Below are 21,530 nucleotides of genomic sequence, written 5' to 3'. Positions count from 1 at the left end.
TATGTCCAGGAATTATCATATAGCCGTCCTGCCGGGAGACGGAATTGGTCCCGAAGTCATGGCACAGGCACACAAGGCGCTGGACGCCGTTCGCCGCCGCTTTCAGTTAACTATCAGCACCAGTGAGTATGACGTAGGCGGTATCGCCATCGACAGCCACGGCTCGCCGCTGCCGCCCGCGACGCTGGAAGGCTGCGCCGGGGCGAATGCCGTGCTGTTTGGCTCCGTCGGCGGCCCTAAATGGGAACATTTGCCGCCCAATGAACAACCTGAACGCGGCGCCCTGCTGCCGCTGCGCAAGCATTTTAAATTATTCAGCAATTTGCGCCCCGCGCGGCTGTACCCCGGGCTGGAAAGCTTCTGCCCGCTGCGTGCCGACATCGCCGGGCGGGGCTTTGACATTCTGTGCGTGCGTGAATTAACCGGCGGCATCTATTTCGGGCAACCTAAGGGCCGCGAAGGCAGCGGTTTACACGAAAAAGCATTCGATACGGAAGTCTATTACCGTTTTGAAATCGAGCGTATCGCCCGCATCGCTTTTGAATCAGCGCGCAAACGTCGCGGTAAAGTTACATCAATTGATAAAGCCAACGTGCTGCAATCTTCCGTTATGTGGCGGGAAATTGTCAGTGAAATCGCAGCTGACTATCCGGATATTACGCTGTCGCATATGTATATCGACAACGCCGCAATGCAGTTAATAAAAGATCCTTCGCAATTTGACGTGCTGCTGTGTTCCAACCTGTTTGGCGACATTCTCTCCGACGAGTGCGCCATGATAACCGGCTCGATGGGCATGCTACCGTCCGCCAGCCTCAACGAACAGGGGTTCGGCTTATATGAGCCAGCGGGCGGCTCTGCGCCGGATATCGCCGGAAAAGATATTGCTAATCCCATCGCCCAAATATTGTCACTGGCGCTGCTGCTGCGTTACAGCCTGAATGAAGACGAGGCGGCATCAGGTATTGAACGCGCGATAAATCGCGTATTGACGGAAGGCATTCGCACCCGCGACCTGGCACAAGACGGCCAGGGCATTGGCACTCAGGAAATGGGCGATATCATCGCTCGCTATATCGCAGACGAGGCGTAACCATGGCTAAAACGTTATATCAAAAATTATTCGACGCGCACGTGGTTCACGAGGCGGCGGGCGAAACCCCGATTATCTATATCGACAGACATTTAGTGCATGAAGTAACTTCTCCGCAGGCGTTTGATGGGCTGCGCGCTCACGGACGCCGCGTGCGCAGGCCGGAAAAAACCTTTGCGACCATGGATCATAATGTCTCCACGCAAACCAAAGACATCAACGCCAGCGGCGAAATGGCGCGTATTCAAATGCAAGAATTGATGAAAAACTGTCAGGAATTCAACGTCGAGCTTTACGATTTGAACCACCCCTGGCAGGGCATCGTCCACGTTATGGGGCCAGAGCAGGGAATTACGCTGCCCGGCATGACTATCGTCTGCGGCGATTCACACACCGCCACACACGGTGCATTCGGCGCGCTGGCGTTCGGTATTGGCACCTCGGAAGTCGAACACGTGCTGGCGACGCAAACTCTGAAGCAGGGCCGCGCAAAAACCATGAAAATCGAAGTTACCGGCACCGCCGCACCGGGGATCACCGCAAAAGACATTGTACTGGCAATCATCGGTAAAATCGGCAGCGCCGGCGGTACCGGCTACGTTGTCGAGTTTTGCGGCCCGGCAATCCGCGCCTTAAGCATGGAAGGCCGTATGACGCTGTGCAATATGGCCATTGAGATGGGCGCCAAAGCAGGTCTGGTCGCGCCGGACGAAACCACCTTTAACTACGTGAAAGGGCGCCGCCACGCGCCAAAAGACGAGCACTGGGAAGACGCCATCACCCACTGGAGCACGCTGAAAAGCGACGGCGACGCGCAGTTTGACAGCGTCATCACGCTGGCCGCCGAAGAGATTGCGCCACAGATAACCTGGGGCACCAATCCCGGTCAGGTTATCGCCGTTAGCGACAGCATTCCCGCGCCGGAATCGTTCCGCGATCCGGTGGCGCGCGCTTCAGCGGAAAAAGCGCTGGCGTATATGGGGCTGCAGCCGGGCGTACCGCTGACCGATGTCACCATCGATAAAGTATTTATTGGCTCCTGCACCAATTCGCGCATTGAAGATCTGCGGGCCGCCGCCGCCATCGCTCAGGGCCGCAAAGTCGCACCCGGCGTTCAGGCAATGGTAGTTCCCGGCTCCGGCCCGGTGAAAGCACAGGCCGAAGCGGAAGGGCTGGATAAAATTTTTATTGATGCCGGTTTTGAATGGCGCCTGCCCGGCTGCTCGATGTGCCTGGCGATGAATAACGACCGTCTGAACCCTGGAGAGCGCTGCGCGTCCACCAGCAACCGTAATTTTGAAGGACGTCAGGGGCGCGGCGGGCGCACGCATCTGGTCAGCCCGGCAATGGCCGCCGCCGCCGCGGTGACGGGCCGCTTCGCCGATATCCGTACACTGAAATAAGGGGAGGAATAATCATGGCTGAGAAATTTACCCAACACGCCGGGCCGGTGGTTCCGCTGGATACAGCGAATGTAGATACTGACGCAATTATTCCCAAACAATTTTTGCAAAAGGTTACCCGCACCGGGTTCGGCGCGCACTTATTTAACGACTGGCGCTTTCTGGACGATAACGGGCAGCGCCCGAATCCCGATTTTATTATGAACCGCCCCGAGTATCAGGGCGCCTCCATCCTGCTGGCGCGGGAAAACTTCGGCTGCGGCTCTTCTCGGGAACACGCCCCCTGGGCGCTAACCGATTACGGATTTAACGTGATTATCGCCCCAAGTTTTGCAGATATTTTTTATGGCAACTGCTTTAACAACCAGTTACTGCCGGTAACGCTAAAAGAAAGTGAGATAGACGAACTGTTTCAGCTTGCGCAGGCTGAACCGGGAATTTGCTTTGATGTCGATTTAGAACAACAGGTGGTGCGGGCTGGCAACAAAAACTATGCCTTCACTCTGGATGCCTTCCGGCGGCACTGCTTGCTCAACGGGCTGGACGGTATCGGGCTGACGCTACAACACGAAACCGACATCGCCGCCTGGGAAGAGCGCCAACCGGCGTTTATGGCCTGATAGACAAGCTGAATCCCGCCCTATTGTTCGCTATAGCTTCACAGCATAGCGAACAATAGGGCGCAACTGCCGGGCAGATTTGGTCTGCAAATAATCTGCGCCTGGCATCAGGCTTCTTTAACCCGAAACGTCATCCACAGCGCCAAAACGGCAAGCCCGGCAATCACCGGATAAACCGCCGCGTGGCCCATATTTTGCGCCAGTAATCCCTGTAGCAACCCAGCCAGAATCATTCCCGTGAGAATACTATTGGTAAATAGCGTGGTCGCCGCACCGGCGCGCCCGGGCATTAAATCCTGAAACCATAGCATGCCAATACCCGCGATAATGCCGATAAAGGCGGCGTTAAAAATCTGCAGCGCGATAAGCGCCGGTTTAGTGTGAAATGCCAATAAACCAAGATAAAAAATCACCCCCGCGCTCACGGCGCCAATCATCATCCTGCGCTTACCGGTGCGCTTCACAAAATAGCCGGCAAGCAGCATCAGCGGAATTTCCAGCCCGGCAGCGCTGCCCATCAGGATCCCGGCAAGTTTATCCGGCAAACCAAGGCTTTGACTCAGCCATAGTGGCATATCAATAAGATACATAGTGTTGCAGGCCCACATTAAAACCGAAGCGCCGAACAGCGTTCTGACATCGCGATTACGCCAGACGGCGACCTGACTCAGCGACCCACCGGTTCCACCCGCTGCGCGCGGCACCGAAGGCAGCGCCATCAAAATCAGCACCAGGCTTACCACAAACACGGTTGCCGCCACGGTATACATCACGGTAAAGCCATAATTTAGCGCCAGCATGTAGGCCAGCGGCGGACCAATCACCCACGCCAGCGAAAGCTGGGCGCGCATCACTGAACTGAACATTGCCGCTTCCCGCGAACGGCTATCGGTATACTCGCGAGCCAGCGCAAAAAGCTGCGGCATCGCCGTATTTCCCAGCGCCGCCAGCAATACTCCCAGCGTAATTAGCGCCAAATAATGACGGCTAAACGCAAACAGCAGGCTATTAGCGATAGCCATCGTGCAGCACAGCAAAATTAAACGCCGCCGATCGCCGCTGCGATCGGAGCGGCGCGCCAGCGTCATGCTAACGACAATTCCCGCTATGGCATTTACCGTATAAAACAGTCCTACCTGAAACGGTAATGCTTTTACTTCACGGGTTAAAAAGAGGCTGAGCGTCGGCATTTGCAGGGCGCCAGCCACGCCTAGCATAAAAGCGGTTGCCATAAAGGCTAACGAAACGGCATTAAATCGGATACCGTTCCCGGTTTTTAATTTCACGTAGACTCCCGATGATTAGCGCCACATCTTCATGATGCATCGCGCGCTGCCTTGCGCCACGCGGTATGCCGCGCCGAGCGCAATTTGCGCACGATAAGCAACCCGATGACGAAAGCCAAAAATAAACGGCGTGCTGCGTATCATAAACGAAAAAAGCCGGCGGTAATCTACCGTCGGCCGGTGAAAGTTGGGCACCAATACTCAGTCACACTTGATGTCCGCACCGGCTGTGCCTCAGCGCTCCCCCACCGTTGCGGCGGTTTAAGTCAGCCAGACAATGCCTTGCTTTCATCAGGACGTATTATTGCCTTAATATAGAGGAAGAAATATTGATAACTTTATGCGCGGGAGTTCCCCTTTTATGTCTTCGCCCCGGCTTCAGCAGCAGTTTATCCGCCTGTGGCAATACTGCGACGGAAAATCCCATAACACAACGCTCAGCGAACTGGCGCTTCTGCTTAACTGCTCACGGCGGCATATGCGCACGCTGCTTAACACCATGCAGGAAAACGGCTGGCTTAGCTGGCAGGCGGAGCCAGGGAGAGGTAAACGCTCACGTCTAACGTTTTTGAGCACCGGGCCGGCGCTCCAGCGCGAGCGTGCCGAAGACCTGCTGGAACAGGATAGAATTGACCAACTGGTGCAGCTTGTAGGCAATAAAGACGCGGTGCGGCAGATGATCGCGGCGCATCTGGGGCGCAGCTTTCGTCAGGGCAGGCATATTTTACGCATTCTGTACTATCGCCCGCTGCAGAATTTGCTGCCCGGCAGCGCCCTGCGCCGTTCGGAAACGCATATTGTGCGCCAACTGTTTAACGGACTTACGCGTATAAATGAGGAAAACGGGGAAGCCGAACCGGATATCGCCCATCACTGGCAGCAAATCAGCGCGCTGCACTGGCGCTTTTATTTACGCCCAGGCATCCGTTTTCATCACGGGCGAGAACTGGATATGCAGGATGTGTTATCTACGCTTGGGCGCGCCTGTACATTACCGCTCTACGCGCACATCGCCCGCATTCATTCGCCAACGGCGTGGACCCTGGATATCCATTTACACCAGCCCGACGGCTGGCTGCCGTGGTTAATGGGGCACGTTAGCGCGATGGTTTTGCCGCAGGAGTGGCCCACGATTGCGGATTTCGCGCGCAAACCTATTGGCACTGGCCCGTATGCCGTAGCCCGCAACAGCTCCAGCCAGCTAAAAATCCACGCCTTCGACGACTATTTCGGCTATCGGGCGCTGATCGATGAAGTTAACTTTTGGGTGCTTCCGGAAATTAGCGATGATTTAAGCTGCGGCGTGCAGCTTGACGGCGGCAGAGAAACGGATGAGCCTTCCATGGAGAGCCGGCTGGAAGAAGGCTGTTACTATCTTCTGTTCGATGCGCGCTCTGCCACCGGCGCCAGCCTCGCCGCGCGCCGGTGGATAGCCCATATTCTGTCGCCGGTGCGGCTGATTGCCGAGGCCGGCGAACAATATCAGCGCTACTGGTTTCCCGCGTGGGGCCTTATCCCCCGCTGGCATCACGCCGTTATGCACCAGGCGGTAGAAAAGCCGGAAGGCCTGTCGCGTATACGGTTGACTTTCTATCGCGAACACGCCGAACACCATATTTTAAGCGATATTATGAGCGCGCTATTAGCAAAGCATCAAGTGACGCTTGAGGTACAGGAAGTGGATTACGACGCCTGGCATCGCGGCGATGTCGTCAGCGATCTCTGGCTCAACAGCGCTAATTTTACGCTGCCGCTTAACTTTTCTCTGTTTGCACATCTATATGAACTGCCGCTATTGCAGCGCTGCATTCCCGGAGCCTGGAAAGAAGAAGCGCGCCAGTGGCGGGCGGGCGAGTTGCCGCTGCCGGAATGGTGCAAACAGTTGCTGGCCGAAGGCGCTATTTTGCCGCTTATCCATCACTGGCTAATGCTGCAGGGCAGCCGCAGCATGCGGGGCGTGCGCATGAATACGCTGGGCTGGTTCGATTTTAAATCCGCCTGGTTTTCACCACCGGAATCATAGCCCTTTCGCGATTGTCACAAAGTTATTACAATGCGCCTTGCTCAACGGGGTGCCGCAACACTTTTGCGCGCTGAGATAACACCCGTCGAACCTGATCCGGATAACGCCGGCGAAGGGATTTGAGGCTACTCAAACTCCTTTGCCCCATCTTGCTAAGTATGGAGCGCAAAGTGTTAAAAAAACTGCTATTTCTCCTGACAATCGTCACACTGCCCGTCGCGGCCAAACCTCAGCTTACCGTATACACTTACAGCGCTTTTGCCGCAGAATGGGGCCCTGGACCCGCCGTCAAAAAAGCCTTTGAGGCCCGCTGCGACTGCACATTGAAATTCGTCGCGCTGGAAGACGGCGTGTCTCTGTTTAATCGCCTGAAAATGGAAGGAAAACGCGGTCGCGCCGATGTCGCGCTGGGGCTGGACAATAACCTGCTCGACGCCGCGCGCCAGAGCGGCCTGTTTGCTTCCAGCGGCGTAGATCCCCATGGGCTAACCCTGCCCGGCGGCTGGCATGATGATATCTTTCTTCCCTATGATTACGGCTGGTTCGCCTTCGTTTATGACAAAACGCGTCTGAAAAATCCACCGTCCAGCCTGCACGAGCTTATCGACAGCCCCCAGCGCTGGCGCGTTATTCTGCAGGACCCTCGCACCAGCACGCCCGGGCTGGGAATGCTGTTATGGATGCAAAAAGTGTGGGGCGATAAAGCCCCGCAGGCGTGGCAAAAACTGGCGCGTAAAACCGTCACCGTCACCAAAGGCTGGAGCGAAGCCTACGGGTTATTCCTGAAAGGCGAAGCGGATATGGTGCTAAGTTACACCACCTCTCCGGCCTATCACCTCATTGAAGAACACAGCGGTCGGTATGCCGCCGCCGCCTTCAGCGAAGGGCACTATCTACAGGTAGAAGTCGCCGCACAGCTGGCATCCAGCAAACAGCCTGAACTTGCCCGTCAGTTCATGCGCTTCATCCTGACGCCTGATTTCCAGAAGACAATCCCGACCGGTAACTGGATGTACCCGGTTACCGATATCGCCCTGCCAGAAGGATTCCAGTCCCTGAAGCGCCCGACCACGACGCTGGAGTATTCTCCCCAGCAGGTTAACCAGCAGCGCGCCGCGTGGATTCAGGCATGGCAACGCGCCGTCAGCCGCTAATTCCGGGCTGGCTGGCATCGGGGATTTGCGCTGCCGGGCTGATTATGCTGGTCGCTATTGCGGCTCTGGGCGCGCTATGCGCGGCAGCACCGAACCTGGATATTCAGGCGCTTTGGCATGACAGCTATCTGTGGCACATCGTGCGTTTTTCATTCTGGCAGGCGCTGCTCTCAACGCTGCTCTCAGTGGCTCCCGCGGTGCCGGTGGCGCGGGCGCTTTACCGCCGCCGCTTTCCCGGGCGTCGGCTGTTGATACAACTGTGCGCCATGACGCTGGTATTACCCGTGCTGGTCACCGTATTCGGGATTCTGTCGGTCTATGGCCATCAGGGCTGGCTGGCGCAGATTCTGAGTTTCTTTGGCATTCAATGGCGCCTTCCTGTTTATGGATTAACGGGCATCCTGCTGGCGCACATTTTTTTCAATTTGCCGATGGCGACGCGCCTGTTACTTCTGGCGCTGGAAAGTATCCCACCTCAACAGCGGCAGCTTGCGGCACAGCTTAATATGCGCGGCTGGGCGTTTTTCCGGTTTATTGAATGGCCGCAGCTGAAGCGTCGGCTGCCGCCCGCCGCCGCCCTGATATTTATGCTGTGTTTCGCCAGTTTCGCCGTTGTGCTAACGCTGGGCGGCGGCCCGCGCGCCACTACTATTGAGCTGGCCATCTGGCAGGCTCTTAGCTACGACTTCGATCCCGGGCGCGCCGCGCTGCTGGCGCTGCTGCAAATACTTTGCTGTTTGGGGCTGGTTGCTTTGGGCCAATATTTGGGCCGTTCAGTGAGTAATGAGCGCGGCATTGCCGCTTACTGGCGAGACCCGCAGGACGCGGGCATAAGCCGCCTATGGGATGCCATCATTATCTTGCTGATGCTACTGCTGATACTGCCTCCGCTGCTTGCGGTTGTATTTGACGGGCTGCGCGGCGCACTGTTACCCGCCCTGAGTCATCCGGCTCTGTGGCAGGCGACATGGACCTCATTGCGCATCGCGGTCGCCGCAGCAATCGTATGCCTGGGCCTGACCCTGATGCTCCTGTGGAGCGCCAGAGAGCTGCGCCTGCGCCGACATCCGCTGGCGGGGCAAACGCTGGAAATGAGCGGCATGCTAATACTGGCGATGCCGGGTATCGTGCTGGCGACCGGTTTTTTCCTGCTGCTCACGAATAGCATCGGTTTACCGGACTCCGCGGACGGCGTAGTGATTATGGCGAATGCACTGATGGCGACGCCCTACGCGCTTAAAGTGCTGGAAGCGCCGATGCGCGATGCGGCGGCGCGCTACGGGCCACTGTGCGCCTCACTGGGGCTACGCGGCCCGCGTCGCCTGTGGATAGTGGAAATGCGCGCCCTGCGTCGCCCGTTATCTCAGGCGCTCGCTTTCGCCTGCGTGCTCTCACTTGGGGATTTCGGCGCGGTCGCACTGTTTGGCAATGAGGAATTTCGCACGCTGCCTTTTTATCTGTATCAGCAGATTGGCGCTTACCGCAGCCACGACGGCGCGGTCACCGCGCTGCTGCTGCTTACGCTCTGCTTTTTACTGTTTATTCTGATGGAGGGCCTGTCCGGACGCCATGCTGACGCTAACTGATCTTTGCTGGCAATATCAAACGATGCCAATGCACTTTACGCTACGCGCGGCGCGTGGCGAAAAGATAGCGCTGCTCGGCCCAAGCGGCGCCGGAAAAAGCACGCTGCTCAATTTGATAGCCGGTTTTCTTACACCAGCGCGCGGCTCAATTACGCTGGATGGCACCTGTCACACCCACACGCCGCCGTCCGTAAGACCGGTCTCCATGCTGTTTCAGGAGAATAATTTGTTCGCACATTTGACGGTGCGGCAAAATATCGGGCTGGGGCTGCATCCGGGCCTGCGCCTGAATGCGATTCAGAAGCAACAGGTCACAGAAATCGCCCGGCGCATGGGAATTAGCGAATTACTCGACAGGCTACCGGAGGCGCTTTCCGGCGGGCAGCGTCAGCGCGCGGCGCTGGCGCGCTGCCTGATACGCCAGCGCCCGATATTGCTGCTGGACGAACCGTTTTCCGCGCTCGACCCCGCGCTGCGCGCTGAAATGCTGTCGCTGGTGGACGAGCTGTGTCAGACCCGGCACATCACGCTATTAATGGTTTCTCACAATCTGGATGATGCGCTGCGTATCGCCCCGCGCAGTCTGGTCATTAATGAAGGGAATATTGTCTGGGACGGCGAAACTGCCCGCCTGGCGGCCGGGGAAGTCGCCGCTTCTGCCCTGCTGGGCATTGCGCGTTAAACGGCGCGAGCGAGCAACGCCTGCCGCACTGGCTGCGGCGCACGGAGCATAAACCGGCACGGTGAGAGCCAGGCCCGGCGCGCTGACCGAGGCCGCCTGCCGCGCTCGGTGTTTTTTGGCAAGTACCAGCCCGTGTTTTTAATGAACAACGCTCAAAACATGCCACAGGATAGCGCCATAAATCGGCATTAGCGGGTGCCGAAAAACGGCTACCAGCGCAATACATGCGACGACACTCACCAGCGGTGCCAGCCAGCGCAGTCGGTTTTGCGGCAACCAGCGCGCCAGCGCGCCGGTAGCTGACTTCCTGGCGCGCCACCAGCGCCAGCATAGCCATACTGCCAGCCATAGAATCGCAGCCGCGGCCAATAATAGCCACTTAAACCCGGCGCTTTGCATATCGGAAGGAATATCAATCGCCGCGCCTGCCAGTATCCCAGGCAGAAAATAGAACGGAGGCCAGAGTATGCAGCCAATAATGTTAGGCAGAATGAATTTACGAATGGGTAAATCCAGCATGCCCGCGACCATCGGCACCAGCGGCCGGGTTGGGCCAATAAAACGCCCGATTAGAATTGTCGCCATGCTGTGCTGATGGATTGCATATTCGGTTTTATCCAGCCAGGCCTTCTGCTTTTTCAGAAATGACCAGTTATGCAGCGGGGTTTTAAAGCGCCGCCCCAGCCAGAACGAGATCCAGTCCGCCAGCAGGCAGCCGGTGATGCCCACGCACCACGCCTGGTAAAAATTAACTTTACCGCTGCCGATTAGCGCACCGAGCGCGGCCATCACCACCGTGCCAGGCATAATCAGGCCAACCAGCGCCAGAGATTCAAAAAAAGCGACCAGCCATACCGCAGCCAGCGACCATGCGGTTGACTGTGTAATCACGTGTTCCAGCAATGCTTCCATAATGCGCCCGTTAAACCATCAGAGAGCCGATTCTCCGGGCTGCCCGCGCAGGCGTCAAGCGCCTTGCCGAAAACGGGATAAATACCTGGCATACGGCGCGCCTGAAAATGTTTTCACAGCGCGTACGTATTTCTAACGGCTGATGCCAGCCGCTGGTGAACGAGCTGCTATCACAGGAAAGCCGTGAATGTTACCCGGCTCTGTTACGGCAGCGCTGCCCGACGAGCGCGAAGTGCATCGGACATCCGGCTTTTCTGGATAAAGCGCGGCCCGCTCCTGACAATCCCTTTTTGTTTTTTATCGATTCTGAGCATCCCTTTTATATTCCACACGCTTTACATCTCGCACCACCCACGGTTCAGCATCCCGATTCTCAGTACTGGCCCGACGCCGACATTACTGTATAAAACCCCAGATAACAGTGTGAAAACCGGTTATACTCAGCCGGAAGAATGGGTAAGCGAGAAAAGTGTGTGAACGAAACGCATAGCGGCTTTATTTTGACCCGCCACTGGCGGGATACCCCCCAGGGCACCGTCGTTTCCTTTTGGCTGGCGACGGATAATGGCCCGCGCTATGTCAGCACCGCCCCCCAGGAATCCGTAGCGTTTATTCCCGCCGAACAGCAGGCCCAGGCCGAAAGCCTATTAGCGGATGAAAAAAACTGGCGCCTTGCGCCACTCTCACTGTGCGATTTTCAGCGCCGCCCCGTCTGCGCGCTGTACACCCGGCAGCATCGGCAATTAATGCGCCTGGAAAAGCGCCTGCGCGACGGGGGAATAACCGTCTACGAAGCCGATATTCGCCCGCCGGAGCGCTATCTGATGGAACGGTTTATTAATGCCCCGGTTTACGTCAGCGGTGAGGTACAGCGGGATACCATTACTCAGGCGCGTCTGAAAAGCGCGCCTGAGTATCGGCCATCGCTGAAATGGGCGTCGCTGGATATTGAAACCAGCCGCTACGGCGAACTTTATTGCATCGGCCTTGAAGGCTGCGGCCAGCGCACCGTTTATATGCTGGGGCCGCCCACATCAGAAACCCGCGAGGTGGATTTTGAGCTTCATTACGTCTCTAGCCGCCCTCAGCTACTCGAAAAACTCAATGCATGGTTCGCGCTCCACGACCCGGACGCGCTTATCGGCTGGAACGTGATTCAGTTTGATTTGAAGGTGCTGCAGCGGCAGGCTGAGCGCTACGGCGTTCCGCTATTATTGGGGCGCGGCGCCACGCCGCTTGAATGGCGCGAGCACGGTTTTAAACCCGGCGTTTACTTCGCGCAGGCGCCGGGCAGGCTGATTATCGACGGAATAGACGCGCTGAAATCCGCATTCTGGAATTTCCCTTCTTTCTCACTGGAAAACGTCTCACAAACGCTGCTTGGCGAAGGAAAAGCTATCGACGATCCCTGGCAGCGCATGAATGAAATCGACCGCCGTTTTGCAGAAGAAAAAACCGCGCTGGCGGTCTACAACCTGAAAGATTGCGAGCTGGTAACCCGCATCTTCCAGCATACGGAGCTTTTCCCCTTTCTTCTTGAGCGCGCCGCCATTAATGGCCTGCCGGCCGATCGCCACGGCGGCTCCGTTGCGGCTTTCAGCCACCTTTATTTTCCTCGCATGCACCGCGCCGGTTACGTAGCACCTAATATGGGCAGCATCCCGCCGCAGGCAAGCCCCGGTGGCTATGTCATGGATTCCCGCCCCGGCCTGTACGATTCAGTGCTGGTGCTGGATTACAAAAGCCTTTATCCCTCAATAATCCGTACCTTCCTGATAGATCCCGTCGGACTTATCGAAGGCCTGGCACACCCCGATGCCGCGCACAGCGTCGAGGGCTTCCTGGATGCCCATTTTTCCCGCCAAAAACACTGCCTGCCCGCCATCGTGACCGAACTGTGGCAGGGCCGCGAGGCCGCAAAACGCCAGGCAAACAGGCCGCTCGCCCAGGCGCTGAAAATTATGATGAACGCGTTTTACGGCGTATTAGGCACCAGCGCCTGCCGCTTTTTTGATCCGCGCCTCGCCTCGTCTATCACCATGCGCGGCCACGCAATTATGCGCCAAACCAAGGCTCTGATTGAATCACAGGGCTACGAAGTTATTTATGGCGATACCGATTCAACGTTCGTCTGGCTCAAAACGCCGCACGATGAGGCCAGTGCCTGTGCAACAGGCCGCGCGCTGGTGGCATACGTCAACCAATGGTGGTGTAAACACCTGCGCGACGCTTACGCGCTCGATAGCGCGTTAGAGCTGGAGTTTGAAACCCACTTTTGCCGCTTTTTAATGCCCACCATCCGCGGCGCGGAAACCGGCAGCAAAAAGCGCTACGCGGGCATGATCCGTAATAAAGACGGCGAGCACATGGTATTTAAGGGGCTGGAAACCGTTCGTACCGACTGGACGCCGCTGGCCCAGCAGTTTCAGCAAGGGCTGTACCAGCGGATCTTTCGCAAAGAGCCATGGGAAGCGTTCGCACGCGAAACCGTCGCGCGTTTAATGGCCGGGGAACTGGACGATCGGCTTGTCTATCGCAAGCAACTGCGCCGCCCGCTTGATGACTACCAGCGCAATGTGCCGCCGCACGTGCGCGCGGCGCGACTGGCCGATGACGAGAACCGGCGCCTGGGGCGCCCTGCCCGCTATCAAAACCGCGGTGCCATTAAATATCTCTGGACGGTTAACGGCCCGGAGCCGCTGGATTATCTGCGTTCGCCTATCGATTATCAGCATTATTTGACTCGGCAACTGGAGCCGGTTGCCGAAGGGATACTGCCTTTTGTCGAGGGAGATTTTGCTACACTGATTACCGGGCAACTGGGGCTATTTTGACAGGTGACGAACGCCCTGCCATCCAGTACCATAACGCCCTTTCCTTGCTCTTAGCCCATTTTGATAGCGCCTGCCGGATACGGCGGGATAAAAATCGTACTCTCCAGCACTGGAAGATGGCGCCTGATAGTTTCCTGGCATCATCCCATGACGGCATTTCTGTTAGCGTTATCCCTTAGCCTGCGTGCGGTACCGTGCAGCCGGGATAGCATCCTGGGTAACAGAGATGAAACGAGCGCGGCTTTACGCTATTGCCTGAAAATACAGAACTGAGTCAAATCGATATGCCTTTTACTCTTGGTCAACGCTGGATAAGTGATACAGAAAGCGAACTGGGCCTCGGCACCGTCGTCGCCATCGACGCGCGCATGGTCACCCTTCTTTTCCCCGCAACCGGTGAAAATCGTATGTACGCCCGCAATGACGCGCCCGTTACGCGCGTTATGTTCCATTCAGGAGATGCCATTACCAGCCATGAAGGCTGGCAGCTACGGGTAGAAAATGTTCAGCAAGAAAAAGGGCTACTCATTTATACCGGCGTGCGCATGGACACCGGCGAAGAGAATGTGGAACTCCGTGAAGTCCTGCTCGACAGTAAACTGGTGTTTAGCAAACCCCAGGATAGGCTTTTCGCCGGCCAGATTGATCGAATGGACCGCTTTGCGCTGCGCTATCGCGCACGCGCGTACCAAAGCGAGCAGGCGCGCATGGCGTGGAGCGGTCTGCGCGGCATGCGCACCAGCCTGATTCCCCACCAGTTACATATCGCCCGCGATGTGGGGCGTCGCCACGCGCCGCGCGTACTGCTCGCCGATGAGGTAGGACTGGGTAAAACCATTGAAGCCGGCATGATTATTCATCAGCAGCTTTTGTCCGGCGCGGCAGAGCGCGTATTGATCGTGGTGCCGGAGACGCTGCAGCACCAGTGGCTGGTCGAAATGCTGCGCCGCTTTAACCTGCGCTTTGCGCTATTTGACGATTCGCGCTACGCCGAAGCCCAACATGAGGCCGATAACCCGTTCGATACCGAGCAGCTGGTTATCTGCTCACTCGATTTTGCACGCCGTAATAAAGAGCGGCTGGCTCAGCTTAGCGACGCGCAGTGGGATCTGCTGGTCGTGGACGAAGCGCATCACCTGGTGTGGAGCGAAGAGGCGCCGAGCCGTGAATATCTGGCCATTGAACAAATCGCCAGCCAGACTCCCGGCGTGCTGTTACTGACCGCTACGCCGGAGCAGCTTGGTATGGAGAGCCACTTTGCGCGCTTGCGCCTGCTCGATGCTAACCGTTTTCACCAGTTTGCACATTTTGTCGAGGAACAGCAGGGCTATCGCCCCGTCGCGGACGCCGTCGCTTTACTGCTGGCGGATAGGGATCTTAGCGCCGACAGCCTCAATACCCTGCGCGCACTATTTACCGGCGAGGATATCGCGCCGCTGCTGCAGGCTGCCAACGGCGCGGCAGAGCAGCGCCAGGCCGCGCGCCAGACGCTCATCAGCAGGCTGATGGATAGCCACGGTACCAGCCGCGTCCTGTTTCGTAACACGCGCGCCGGGGTTAAGGGCTTCCCTCAGCGCGAGCTGCACAGCATTCGGTTACCGCTACCCGCGCAATATCAAACGGCAATTAAAGTCTCCGGAATTATGAGCGCCAAAAAATCCGAAGAGGATCGCGCCCGAGACATGCTGTATCCCGAACATATTTACCAGGAGTTTGAAGGCGACACCGGCACCTGGTGGAATTTCGATCCCCGCGTGGAATGGTTAATGGGCTGGCTGACCGGCCATCGTTCACAAAAAGCGCTGGTTATCTGCTCGCGCGCCGATACTGCTCTTCAGCTTGAACAGGTTTTGCGTGAGCGCGAAGGTATTCGCGCTGCGGTGTTCCACGAGGGAATGTCGATTATTGAACGCGATCGCGCCGCCGCCTGGTTTGCCGAAGAGGATACCGGCGCACAGGTGCTGCTGTGTTCGGAAATTGGCTCCGAAGGGCGGAACTTTCAGTTCGCCAGCCATTTGATCATGTTTGATTTACCCGTCAATCCGGATCTTCTTGAACAGCGCATCGGCCGTCTCGATCGTATCGGCCAGGCGCACGACATCCAAATCCACGTGCCCTATCTGGAAAATACCGCACAGGCGGTGCTGGTGCGCTGGTATCACGAAGGGCTTGATGCCTTCGAACATACCTGCCCAACAGGCCGCGCTATTTACGATGAAGTGCGCGAAACTTTAACCCACTATTTGGCGCAGCCGGATAAACTCGACGGCTTCGATGCGCTGATAGCCGAGTGCCGTCAGCGCCACGACGCGCTTAAAGCCGAGCTGGAGCAGGGGCGCGATCGCCTGCTGGAAATTCACTCTAACGGTGGAGAAAAAGCCCAGGCGCTGGCCGATGAAATCGCCGCACAGGATGACGATCCGGCGCTGGTGAACTTCGCCATGAATCTGTTTGATATTGTCGGTATCAACCAGGACGATCGGGGCGAACATCTGATCGTACTCACGCCGTCGGATCATATGCTGGTGCCTGATTTCCCCGGCCTGCCCGAAGATGGCTGTACAATTACCTTTAACCGCAGCGTCGCGCTGTCGCGCGAAGATGCGCAGTTCGTGACTTGGGAACACCCGCTTATCCGCAACGGGCTCGACTTAATTCTGTCCGGCGAGATCGGTAGCTGCGCGATATCGCTGCTGAAGAATAAAGCGCTGCCGGTGGGTACCCTGCTGCTGGAGCTTATCTATGTGGTGGAAGCCGCCGCGCCGAAACAGCTCCAGTTACAGCGCTTCCTGCCGCCAACGCCGGTGCGTATGCTGCTGGATAAGAGCGGAAATAATCTTGCATCGCAGGTTGAGTTTGAAGCATTTAACCGCCAGCTTAGCGCCGTTAACCGACATACCGGCAATAAGTTAATCGGGGCCGTACAGCAGGAAATCCACGCCATCATCCAGCAAACGGAAGCGCAAGTCGCGCTGGCATCGCAGGCGATTATTGATACCGCTCGCGCCGAAGCCGATGAAACCCTGAGCGCGGAATATGCCCGCCTGAAGGCGTTAAAAGCCGTGAATCCCAATATTCGCGAGGACGAGCTTAGCGCCATCGCCGCCAACCGCCAGCAGGTGCTGGAAGCGCTGGATCAGGCAAGCTGGCGGCTTGATGCCCTGCGCCCGATTATCGTCACGCATCAGTAAACCAGGGAGAGCTTATGCTGGAGTCATATCATCCTGCGCAGGACCCGTGGCTGATGGTGCTATATCAGGACGCCCATATTATTGTGGTGAACAAACCCAGCGGGCTGCTCTCGGTCCCCGGGCGCCTGGAGACGCACCGGGACAGTATTATGTCGCGGGTACAGCGCGATTTCCCGCAGGCTGAGTCGGTGCATCGGCTGGATATGGCTACCAGCGGCGTGATTGTCGTCGCGTTAACCAAGGCGGCTGAGCGCGAGTTAAAGCGCCAGTTTCGCGAGCGGGAGCCACAAAAACACTATCTGGCGCGCGTGTGGGGGCATCCTGAACTGGAAGAGGGCGTCATCGATCTGCCGCTGGTTTGCGACTGGCCTAACCGCCCAAAACAGAAAGTCTGTTTTGAAACGGGAAAACCGGCGCAAACCGGCTATCAGGTGCTCGACTATGCGCCCGATAATACGGCGCGCGTACTGTTAACGCCCGTTACCGGGCGCTCACACCAGCTTCGCGTGCATATGCTGGCGCTCGGGCATCCGATCCTCGGGGATAAATTTTACGCACACCCTGAAGCACTGGCGCGCGCGCCGCGTTTGCTGCTGCACGCCTGGACGTTAACCATCACGCATCCGGCGTTCGGCAATAGCATGACCTTCCGCGCCGAGCCGGATTTTTAGCACGCGGTGCGGCGCTAAAAGGGGGAAATCGCCCGCCGTACTACCCCGCAGTGTATTAATACCCCGGCGCGGGCGGCGCGCCCGGATGTTAGCCCTCGCGCATCCGGCGTTCGGCAATAGCATGGCCTTCCGCGCCGAGCCGGATTTTTAGCAAGCGGTGCGGCGCCAAAAGGGGGGAATCGCCCGCCGGACTACCCGCAGTGTATTAATGCTCCGGCGCAGGCGGCGCGCCCGGACGTTAACCATCACGCATCCGGCGTTCGGCAATAGCATGACCTTCCGCGCCGAGCCGGATTTTTAGCACGCGGTGCGGCGCCAAAAGGGGGGAATCGCCCGCCGTACTACCCCGCAGTGTATTAATACCCCGGCGCGGGCGGCGCGCCCGGATGTTAGCCCTCGCGCATCCGGCGTTCGCTCAAGAAGGCTCCAGAAGATAGCGGCCCAGTTCATCACACAGCCATTAACCTTCTCACCCGGCGTTCGCTGCTGGCTTACACCGCACGCGGAAATTAATACGCGCGCGGCGTTTCTTCCTGCTTTATTTAAATCCTTTCGCCGTTTTCAGCAGCTCATACGCTTGCTGAATTTCCTGCGCTTTTTTACGCGCAATTTCCATCATCTCCGGCGGTAATCCTTTCGCTATCAATTTGTCCGGATGGTGCTCATTCATCAATTTGCGATACGCGCGCTTAATTGCCGTCGCATCATCGTTTTGATTAACGCCCAATACATTGCAGGCATCTTCCAGCGTAGGCCCCTGCGAGGTATAGCGCGTTCCCTGCTGATGACCACCGCTTTGCCACTGCCCGCCACCGAAGCTGGCGCCCCCTTGCATCATGCGTAAAAACTGCTCAAACTGCGGACGTGAAATCCCCAACTCTTCGCCAATTACGAACAAAACATCCCGTTCGTTAGGATGCAGTTCGCCGTCCGCCAGCGCAGCGCGCACCTGAATATCCAGAAACATCCGAATTAAATCAAAGCGGCCAAAGCAGACGCTGCGCAACTGACGCATTTTTTCCCGCAGCGGATAATTATTTTGTTTCCCTACTCGAAACGCCTGCTGGGCCGCTGCGCGCATCTCGCCGTGAAGCTGCATCTGGTCCATAAACTGAGAGGCGACCTGAATATCCGCCTCCGTGACCCGCCCCTTTGATTTCGTGAGGTGTCCCATCACTTCAAACGTGGTGGTGAAAAACAGCGCCTGGCGCTGCTGCTGACCGGCGAAAGGCCCGCTGCGGCGCGCGCGCGCTGAGTCAAACATCTGCCCGACGATAAGCCCCAATAGCGCGCCCCAAAAGCCACCGCCAATGTAAAGTGCGAGCGCAACGCCGATCGCTTTCCCCAAATACTGCATATACTCTCCAAATCGTCATGCCGTCAGACAGAAATTGCATTATCATACCTGTCATTCAAGGCGCTGCCTAACGGCGCTGAGCTAAAACGGCAAGAGCCTTACCCGTTGATAAACGCGCCCGGCGCAAATAGAGCCGATACCGACTAGCGCCCGATGCGGCAACGCTCTGCCCATCTCAACCCCGAATTATTTCAGGTTAAAGCTGGCGCGTTGCAACTGAGTAAGTTAGTCTCTGAGCGTTTGCCGACGCGAAGCCACTGATGACGGAACAACGAAAACAACGTATGAAAAAACGTATTCCCACCTTGCTGGCCACCCTGATTGGATCAGCCCTTTATAGTCAGCCCGGGATGGCTGCGGATCTTGCTTCGCAGTGTATGCTCGGCGTACCCAGTTACAACCGCCCGCTAGTGAAAGGTGATGCCAACGAGCTGCCCGTCACCATCAATGCCGATAGCGCCAAAGGGAACTATCCGGACAACGCGGTGTTTACCGGTAATGTCGATATTCAACAGGGCAATGGGCGCCTGCTCGCCGATGAAGTCCAGCTTCACCAAAAGCAGGTGGCAGGCCAGCCAGACCCGATTCGCACCGTTGACGCGCTGGGCAATGTACACTACGACGATAATCAAATTATCCTGAAAGGCCCAAAAGCCTGGTCGAATCTGAATAGTAAAGATACCAATGTCTGGAAAGGCGATTATCAGATGGTGGGACGCCAGGGGCGCGGTAAAGCGGACCTGATGAAACAGCGCGGTGAGAATCGCTATACCATCCTGGAAAACGGTACGTTTACTTCCTGCCTGCCGGGCTCCAACACCTGGAGCGTGGTCGGCAGCGAAGTCATTCATGACAGAGAAGAACAGCTTGCCGAGATCTGGAATGCGCGCTTTATGCTGGGGCCGGTACCCATTTTCTATAGCCCGTATCTACAGTTGCCGGTGGGCGATAATCGCCGCTCCGGTTTCCTGATCCCGAATGCGAAGTACAGCTCGCAAAGCGGATTTGAATTTACCCTGCCGTATTACTGGAATATTGCGCCAAACTTCGATGCGACTATTACGCCGCATTACTATGAGGATCGCGGCGGCATTCAGTGGCAAAACGAATTCCGCTATTTGTCGCAGGCCGGTGCCGGCCTGGTGGAGTTTGATTACCTTAATCATGACAACCGCTATACAGAGGATCACTCCAGCGAGAAAGAAGATCGCCGTCGCTGGCTGTTCTTCTGGCGCCACAGCGGTGTTATGGACAAAGTGTGGCGCTTTAGCGCTAACTACACCAAGGTCAGCGATCCTTATTATTTCAACGATTTCGACTCTGAGTACGGCGACAGTACCGACGGCTATGCCACGCAGAAATTCAGCGTTGGTTATGCTAACGAAAACTTTGACGCGACGGTTTCTACCAAGCAGTTCCAGGTCTTCGAAAGCCAGACGGCGCGCGATGTCTACCGCGCCGAGCCGCAGGTTGACGTTAACTACTACCTGAACGACGTTGGGCCGTTTGATACCCGTATTTATGCCCAGGCGGTGCGCTTTACTAACGTTAACGATAATTTACCTGAAGCCACGCGTTTGCATCTGGAGCCCACCGTCAGTCTGCCGCTGGCAAATACCTGGGGCAGCCTGAACACAGAGATGAAACTGCTGGCAACGCACTATCAGCAGAACAATCTGGATCGCTATCGTAAGTACGTTTCTTCAGATCCAACGCGTTTTCCAGCGGCTACCAGAATGAAAGACAGCGTCAACCGCGTTATGCCGCAGCTTAAAGTCGACGGCAAAATGGTATTCGAACGCGATATGGACTGGGCGCAGGGTTATACCCAAACCGTAGAGCCGCGCGCGCAATACCTCTATATTCCTTATCGCGATCAGAGCGATATTAAACCTTACGATTCATCGTTCCTGCAGTCTGATTATTCCGGCCTGTTCCGCGATCGCACCTATGGCGGCCTGGATCGTATTGCCTCAGCAAACCAGGTGACCACCGGTTTGACGTCGCGTGTTTATGACGATAATGCGGTTGAACGTTTTAACGTTTCACTGGGTCAGATTTACTACTTTACCCAGTCGCGTACCGGCGATGACAACATCAATTGGGAAAAGGACAAGAAAACCGGCTCGATGGTTTGGGCCGGCGATACTTACTGGCGCATCACCCAGCGCTGGGGGCTACGCGGCGGCGTAGAATATGACACCCGCATGAACAATGTGGCCACCGGCAGCGGCACGCTAGAGTACCGCCGTGATTCAGACCGCATCGTGCAGTTGAATTATCGCTATGCCAGCCCGGAATACATCCGCGCGACGCTTGCGACCACCACTAGCAGCATGTTTACCCGTCCACAATACAAAGACGGGATTGCGCAGGTGGGCATGGCCGCAAGCTGGCCTATCGTCGATCGCTGGTCCGTAGTGGGCGCGTACTATTACGATACCAATACGCACCAGCCTGCCGATCAAATGGTAGGAGTTCAGTATAACTCCTGCTGTTACGCAATTCGCGTGGGGTATGAACGTAAGCTTAACGGCTGGGAACATGCGAAAAGCTCGTATGACGAAAAAGTTGGCTTCAACATTGAGCTGCGCGGTCTGAGTTCCAACTATGGTCTCGGCACTCAGCAGATGATGCGCTCGAATATTTTGCCGTATCAGAACTCACTGTAATCGCTTATTAAAATAAACCCGCTTTGCGGTTAAATCAGAAATGGAA

At 56.8% G+C, this 21,530-nt stretch carries 14 protein-coding genes and 1 riboswitch; of the genes, 11 read left to right on the top strand and 3 right to left on the bottom strand.

Features of this window, described 5'->3' with window-relative positions:
• The first annotated feature begins 1 nt into the window (after nt 1).
• Genes leuB through leuD form a run of 3 tightly spaced genes read left to right on the top strand, consistent with a single transcriptional unit; the run spans nt 2 to nt 3,116 of the window.
• The gene (gene leuB, locus SFA31_RS07015; protein ID WP_322837334.1) at nt 2-1,093 is read left to right on the top strand and encodes a 3-isopropylmalate dehydrogenase; all 1,092 of its coding nucleotides are present in this window, start codon (nt 2-4) and stop codon (nt 1,091-1,093) included.
• Between the two features lie 2 nt (nt 1,094-1,095).
• A complete protein-coding gene (leuC, locus tag SFA31_RS07010; protein WP_322837333.1) occupies nt 1,096-2,496 on the top strand; it encodes a 3-isopropylmalate dehydratase large subunit in 1,401 nt (466 codons plus the stop codon).
• 14 nt (nt 2,497-2,510) lie between these two features.
• Nucleotides 2,511-3,116 carry a 3-isopropylmalate dehydratase small subunit gene (gene leuD, locus SFA31_RS07005; RefSeq protein ID WP_322837332.1) on the top strand — a complete coding sequence of 202 codons (606 nt, stop codon included), beginning with the start codon at nt 2,511-2,513 and terminating at the stop codon, nt 3,114-3,116.
• A gap of 107 nt (nt 3,117-3,223) precedes the next feature.
• Here the strand turns inward: leuD and SFA31_RS07000 are convergent, their stop codons facing one another.
• A complete protein-coding gene (locus SFA31_RS07000; RefSeq protein WP_322839320.1) occupies nt 3,224-4,348 on the bottom strand; it encodes an MFS transporter in 1,125 nt (374 codons plus the stop codon).
• Between the two features lie 415 nt (nt 4,349-4,763).
• Between SFA31_RS07000 and sgrR the strand changes: the two genes are divergently transcribed.
• The 4 genes from sgrR to thiQ all read left to right on the top strand — a co-directional run bounded on the left by sgrR (nt 4,764) and on the right by thiQ (nt 9,847).
• Complete coding sequence (gene sgrR, locus SFA31_RS06995; protein WP_322837331.1) at nt 4,764-6,425, top strand: HTH-type transcriptional regulator SgrR; 1,662 nt, start codon at nt 4,764-4,766, stop codon at nt 6,423-6,425.
• Between the two features lie 35 nt (nt 6,426-6,460).
• Nucleotides 6,461-6,561: riboswitch (TPP riboswitch) on the top strand.
• Nucleotides 6,562-6,595: 34 nt separating this feature from the next.
• Entirely contained in the window at nt 6,596-7,579 is a 984-nt protein-coding gene (thiB, locus tag SFA31_RS06990) for a thiamine ABC transporter substrate binding subunit (protein WP_322837330.1), read from the top strand.
• Nucleotides 7,555-9,165, top strand: a complete 1,611-nt coding sequence (gene thiP, locus SFA31_RS06985; RefSeq protein WP_322837329.1) for a thiamine/thiamine pyrophosphate ABC transporter permease ThiP — start codon at nt 7,555-7,557, stop codon at nt 9,163-9,165. Before thiB ends, thiP begins: the two co-directional genes overlap by 25 nt.
• Nucleotides 9,149-9,847, top strand: coding sequence for a thiamine ABC transporter ATP-binding protein ThiQ (thiQ, locus tag SFA31_RS06980; protein WP_322837328.1), 699 nt, complete (start codon nt 9,149-9,151; stop codon nt 9,845-9,847). Before thiP ends, thiQ begins: the two co-directional genes overlap by 17 nt.
• 138 nt (nt 9,848-9,985) lie before the next feature.
• On the opposite strand, the gene SFA31_RS06975 is transcribed toward thiQ, so the two are convergent.
• On the bottom strand, nt 9,986-10,759 hold the full coding sequence (locus SFA31_RS06975) for a DedA family protein (protein ID WP_322837327.1): 774 nt from the start codon (nt 10,757-10,759) through the stop codon (nt 9,986-9,988).
• Nucleotides 10,760-11,232: 473 nt separating this feature from the next.
• On the opposite strand from SFA31_RS06975, the gene polB reads away from it, so the two are divergent.
• From polB to rluA, 3 genes are all read left to right on the top strand, one after another.
• Complete coding sequence (gene polB, locus SFA31_RS06970; protein ID WP_322837326.1) at nt 11,233-13,593, top strand: DNA polymerase II; 2,361 nt, start codon at nt 11,233-11,235, stop codon at nt 13,591-13,593.
• A gap of 284 nt (nt 13,594-13,877) precedes the next feature.
• A complete protein-coding gene (gene rapA, locus SFA31_RS06965) occupies nt 13,878-16,784 on the top strand; it encodes an RNA polymerase-associated protein RapA (RefSeq protein ID WP_322837325.1) in 2,907 nt (968 codons plus the stop codon).
• A 14-nt stretch (nt 16,785-16,798) separates the two neighbouring features.
• Nucleotides 16,799-17,455, top strand: coding sequence for a bifunctional tRNA pseudouridine(32) synthase/23S rRNA pseudouridine(746) synthase RluA (gene rluA / locus SFA31_RS06960; protein WP_322837324.1), 657 nt, complete (start codon nt 16,799-16,801; stop codon nt 17,453-17,455).
• Between the two features lie 538 nt (nt 17,456-17,993).
• On the opposite strand, the gene djlA is transcribed toward rluA, so the two are convergent.
• Nucleotides 17,994-18,812 (bottom strand): co-chaperone DjlA, encoded by an 819-nt coding sequence (djlA, locus tag SFA31_RS06955; protein ID WP_322837323.1) that lies wholly within the window; start codon nt 18,810-18,812, stop codon nt 17,994-17,996.
• 284 nt (nt 18,813-19,096) lie between these two features.
• Here djlA and lptD point away from each other — a divergent pair, with 284 nt between their 5' ends.
• Entirely contained in the window at nt 19,097-21,484 is a 2,388-nt protein-coding gene (gene lptD, locus SFA31_RS06950) for an LPS assembly protein LptD (RefSeq protein WP_322837322.1), read from the top strand.
• Nucleotides 21,485-21,530 lie beyond the last annotated feature (46 nt).

It is taken from the genome of Erwinia sp. HR93 (assembly GCF_034555055.1).
GTDB lineage: Bacteria > Pseudomonadota > Gammaproteobacteria > Enterobacterales > Enterobacteriaceae > Apirhabdus > Apirhabdus apintestini.
The sequence above is the reverse complement of the archived record's forward strand: the minus strand, read 5'-3'. Positions and strand labels throughout refer to the sequence as shown.

Excerpts from the sequence above, each read along its gene's own strand:
- leuC (WP_322837333.1), top strand. The coding sequence starts at position 1,096 with ATGGCTAAAACGTTATATCAAAAATTATTCGACGCGCACGTGGTTCAC.
- rluA (WP_322837324.1), top strand. The coding sequence starts at position 16,799 with ATGCTGGAGTCATATCATCCTGCGCAGGACCCGTGGCTGATGGTGCTA.
- SFA31_RS07000 (WP_322839320.1), bottom strand. The coding sequence starts at position 4,348 with ATGGCAACCGCTTTTATGCTAGGCGTGGCTGGCGCCCTGCAAATGCCG.
- sgrR (WP_322837331.1), top strand. The coding sequence starts at position 4,764 with ATGTCTTCGCCCCGGCTTCAGCAGCAGTTTATCCGCCTGTGGCAATAC.
- thiP (WP_322837329.1), top strand. The coding sequence starts at position 7,555 with ATGGCAACGCGCCGTCAGCCGCTAATTCCGGGCTGGCTGGCATCGGGG.
- rapA (WP_322837325.1), top strand. The coding sequence starts at position 13,878 with ATGCCTTTTACTCTTGGTCAACGCTGGATAAGTGATACAGAAAGCGAA.
- leuB (WP_322837334.1), top strand. The coding sequence starts at position 2 with ATGTCCAGGAATTATCATATAGCCGTCCTGCCGGGAGACGGAATTGGT.
- thiQ (WP_322837328.1), top strand. The coding sequence starts at position 9,149 with ATGCTGACGCTAACTGATCTTTGCTGGCAATATCAAACGATGCCAATG.
- djlA (WP_322837323.1), bottom strand. The coding sequence starts at position 18,812 with ATGCAGTATTTGGGGAAAGCGATCGGCGTTGCGCTCGCACTTTACATT.
- lptD (WP_322837322.1), top strand. The coding sequence starts at position 19,097 with ATGAAAAAACGTATTCCCACCTTGCTGGCCACCCTGATTGGATCAGCC.
- leuD (WP_322837332.1), top strand. The coding sequence starts at position 2,511 with ATGGCTGAGAAATTTACCCAACACGCCGGGCCGGTGGTTCCGCTGGAT.
- SFA31_RS06975 (WP_322837327.1), bottom strand. The coding sequence starts at position 10,759 with ATGGAAGCATTGCTGGAACACGTGATTACACAGTCAACCGCATGGTCG.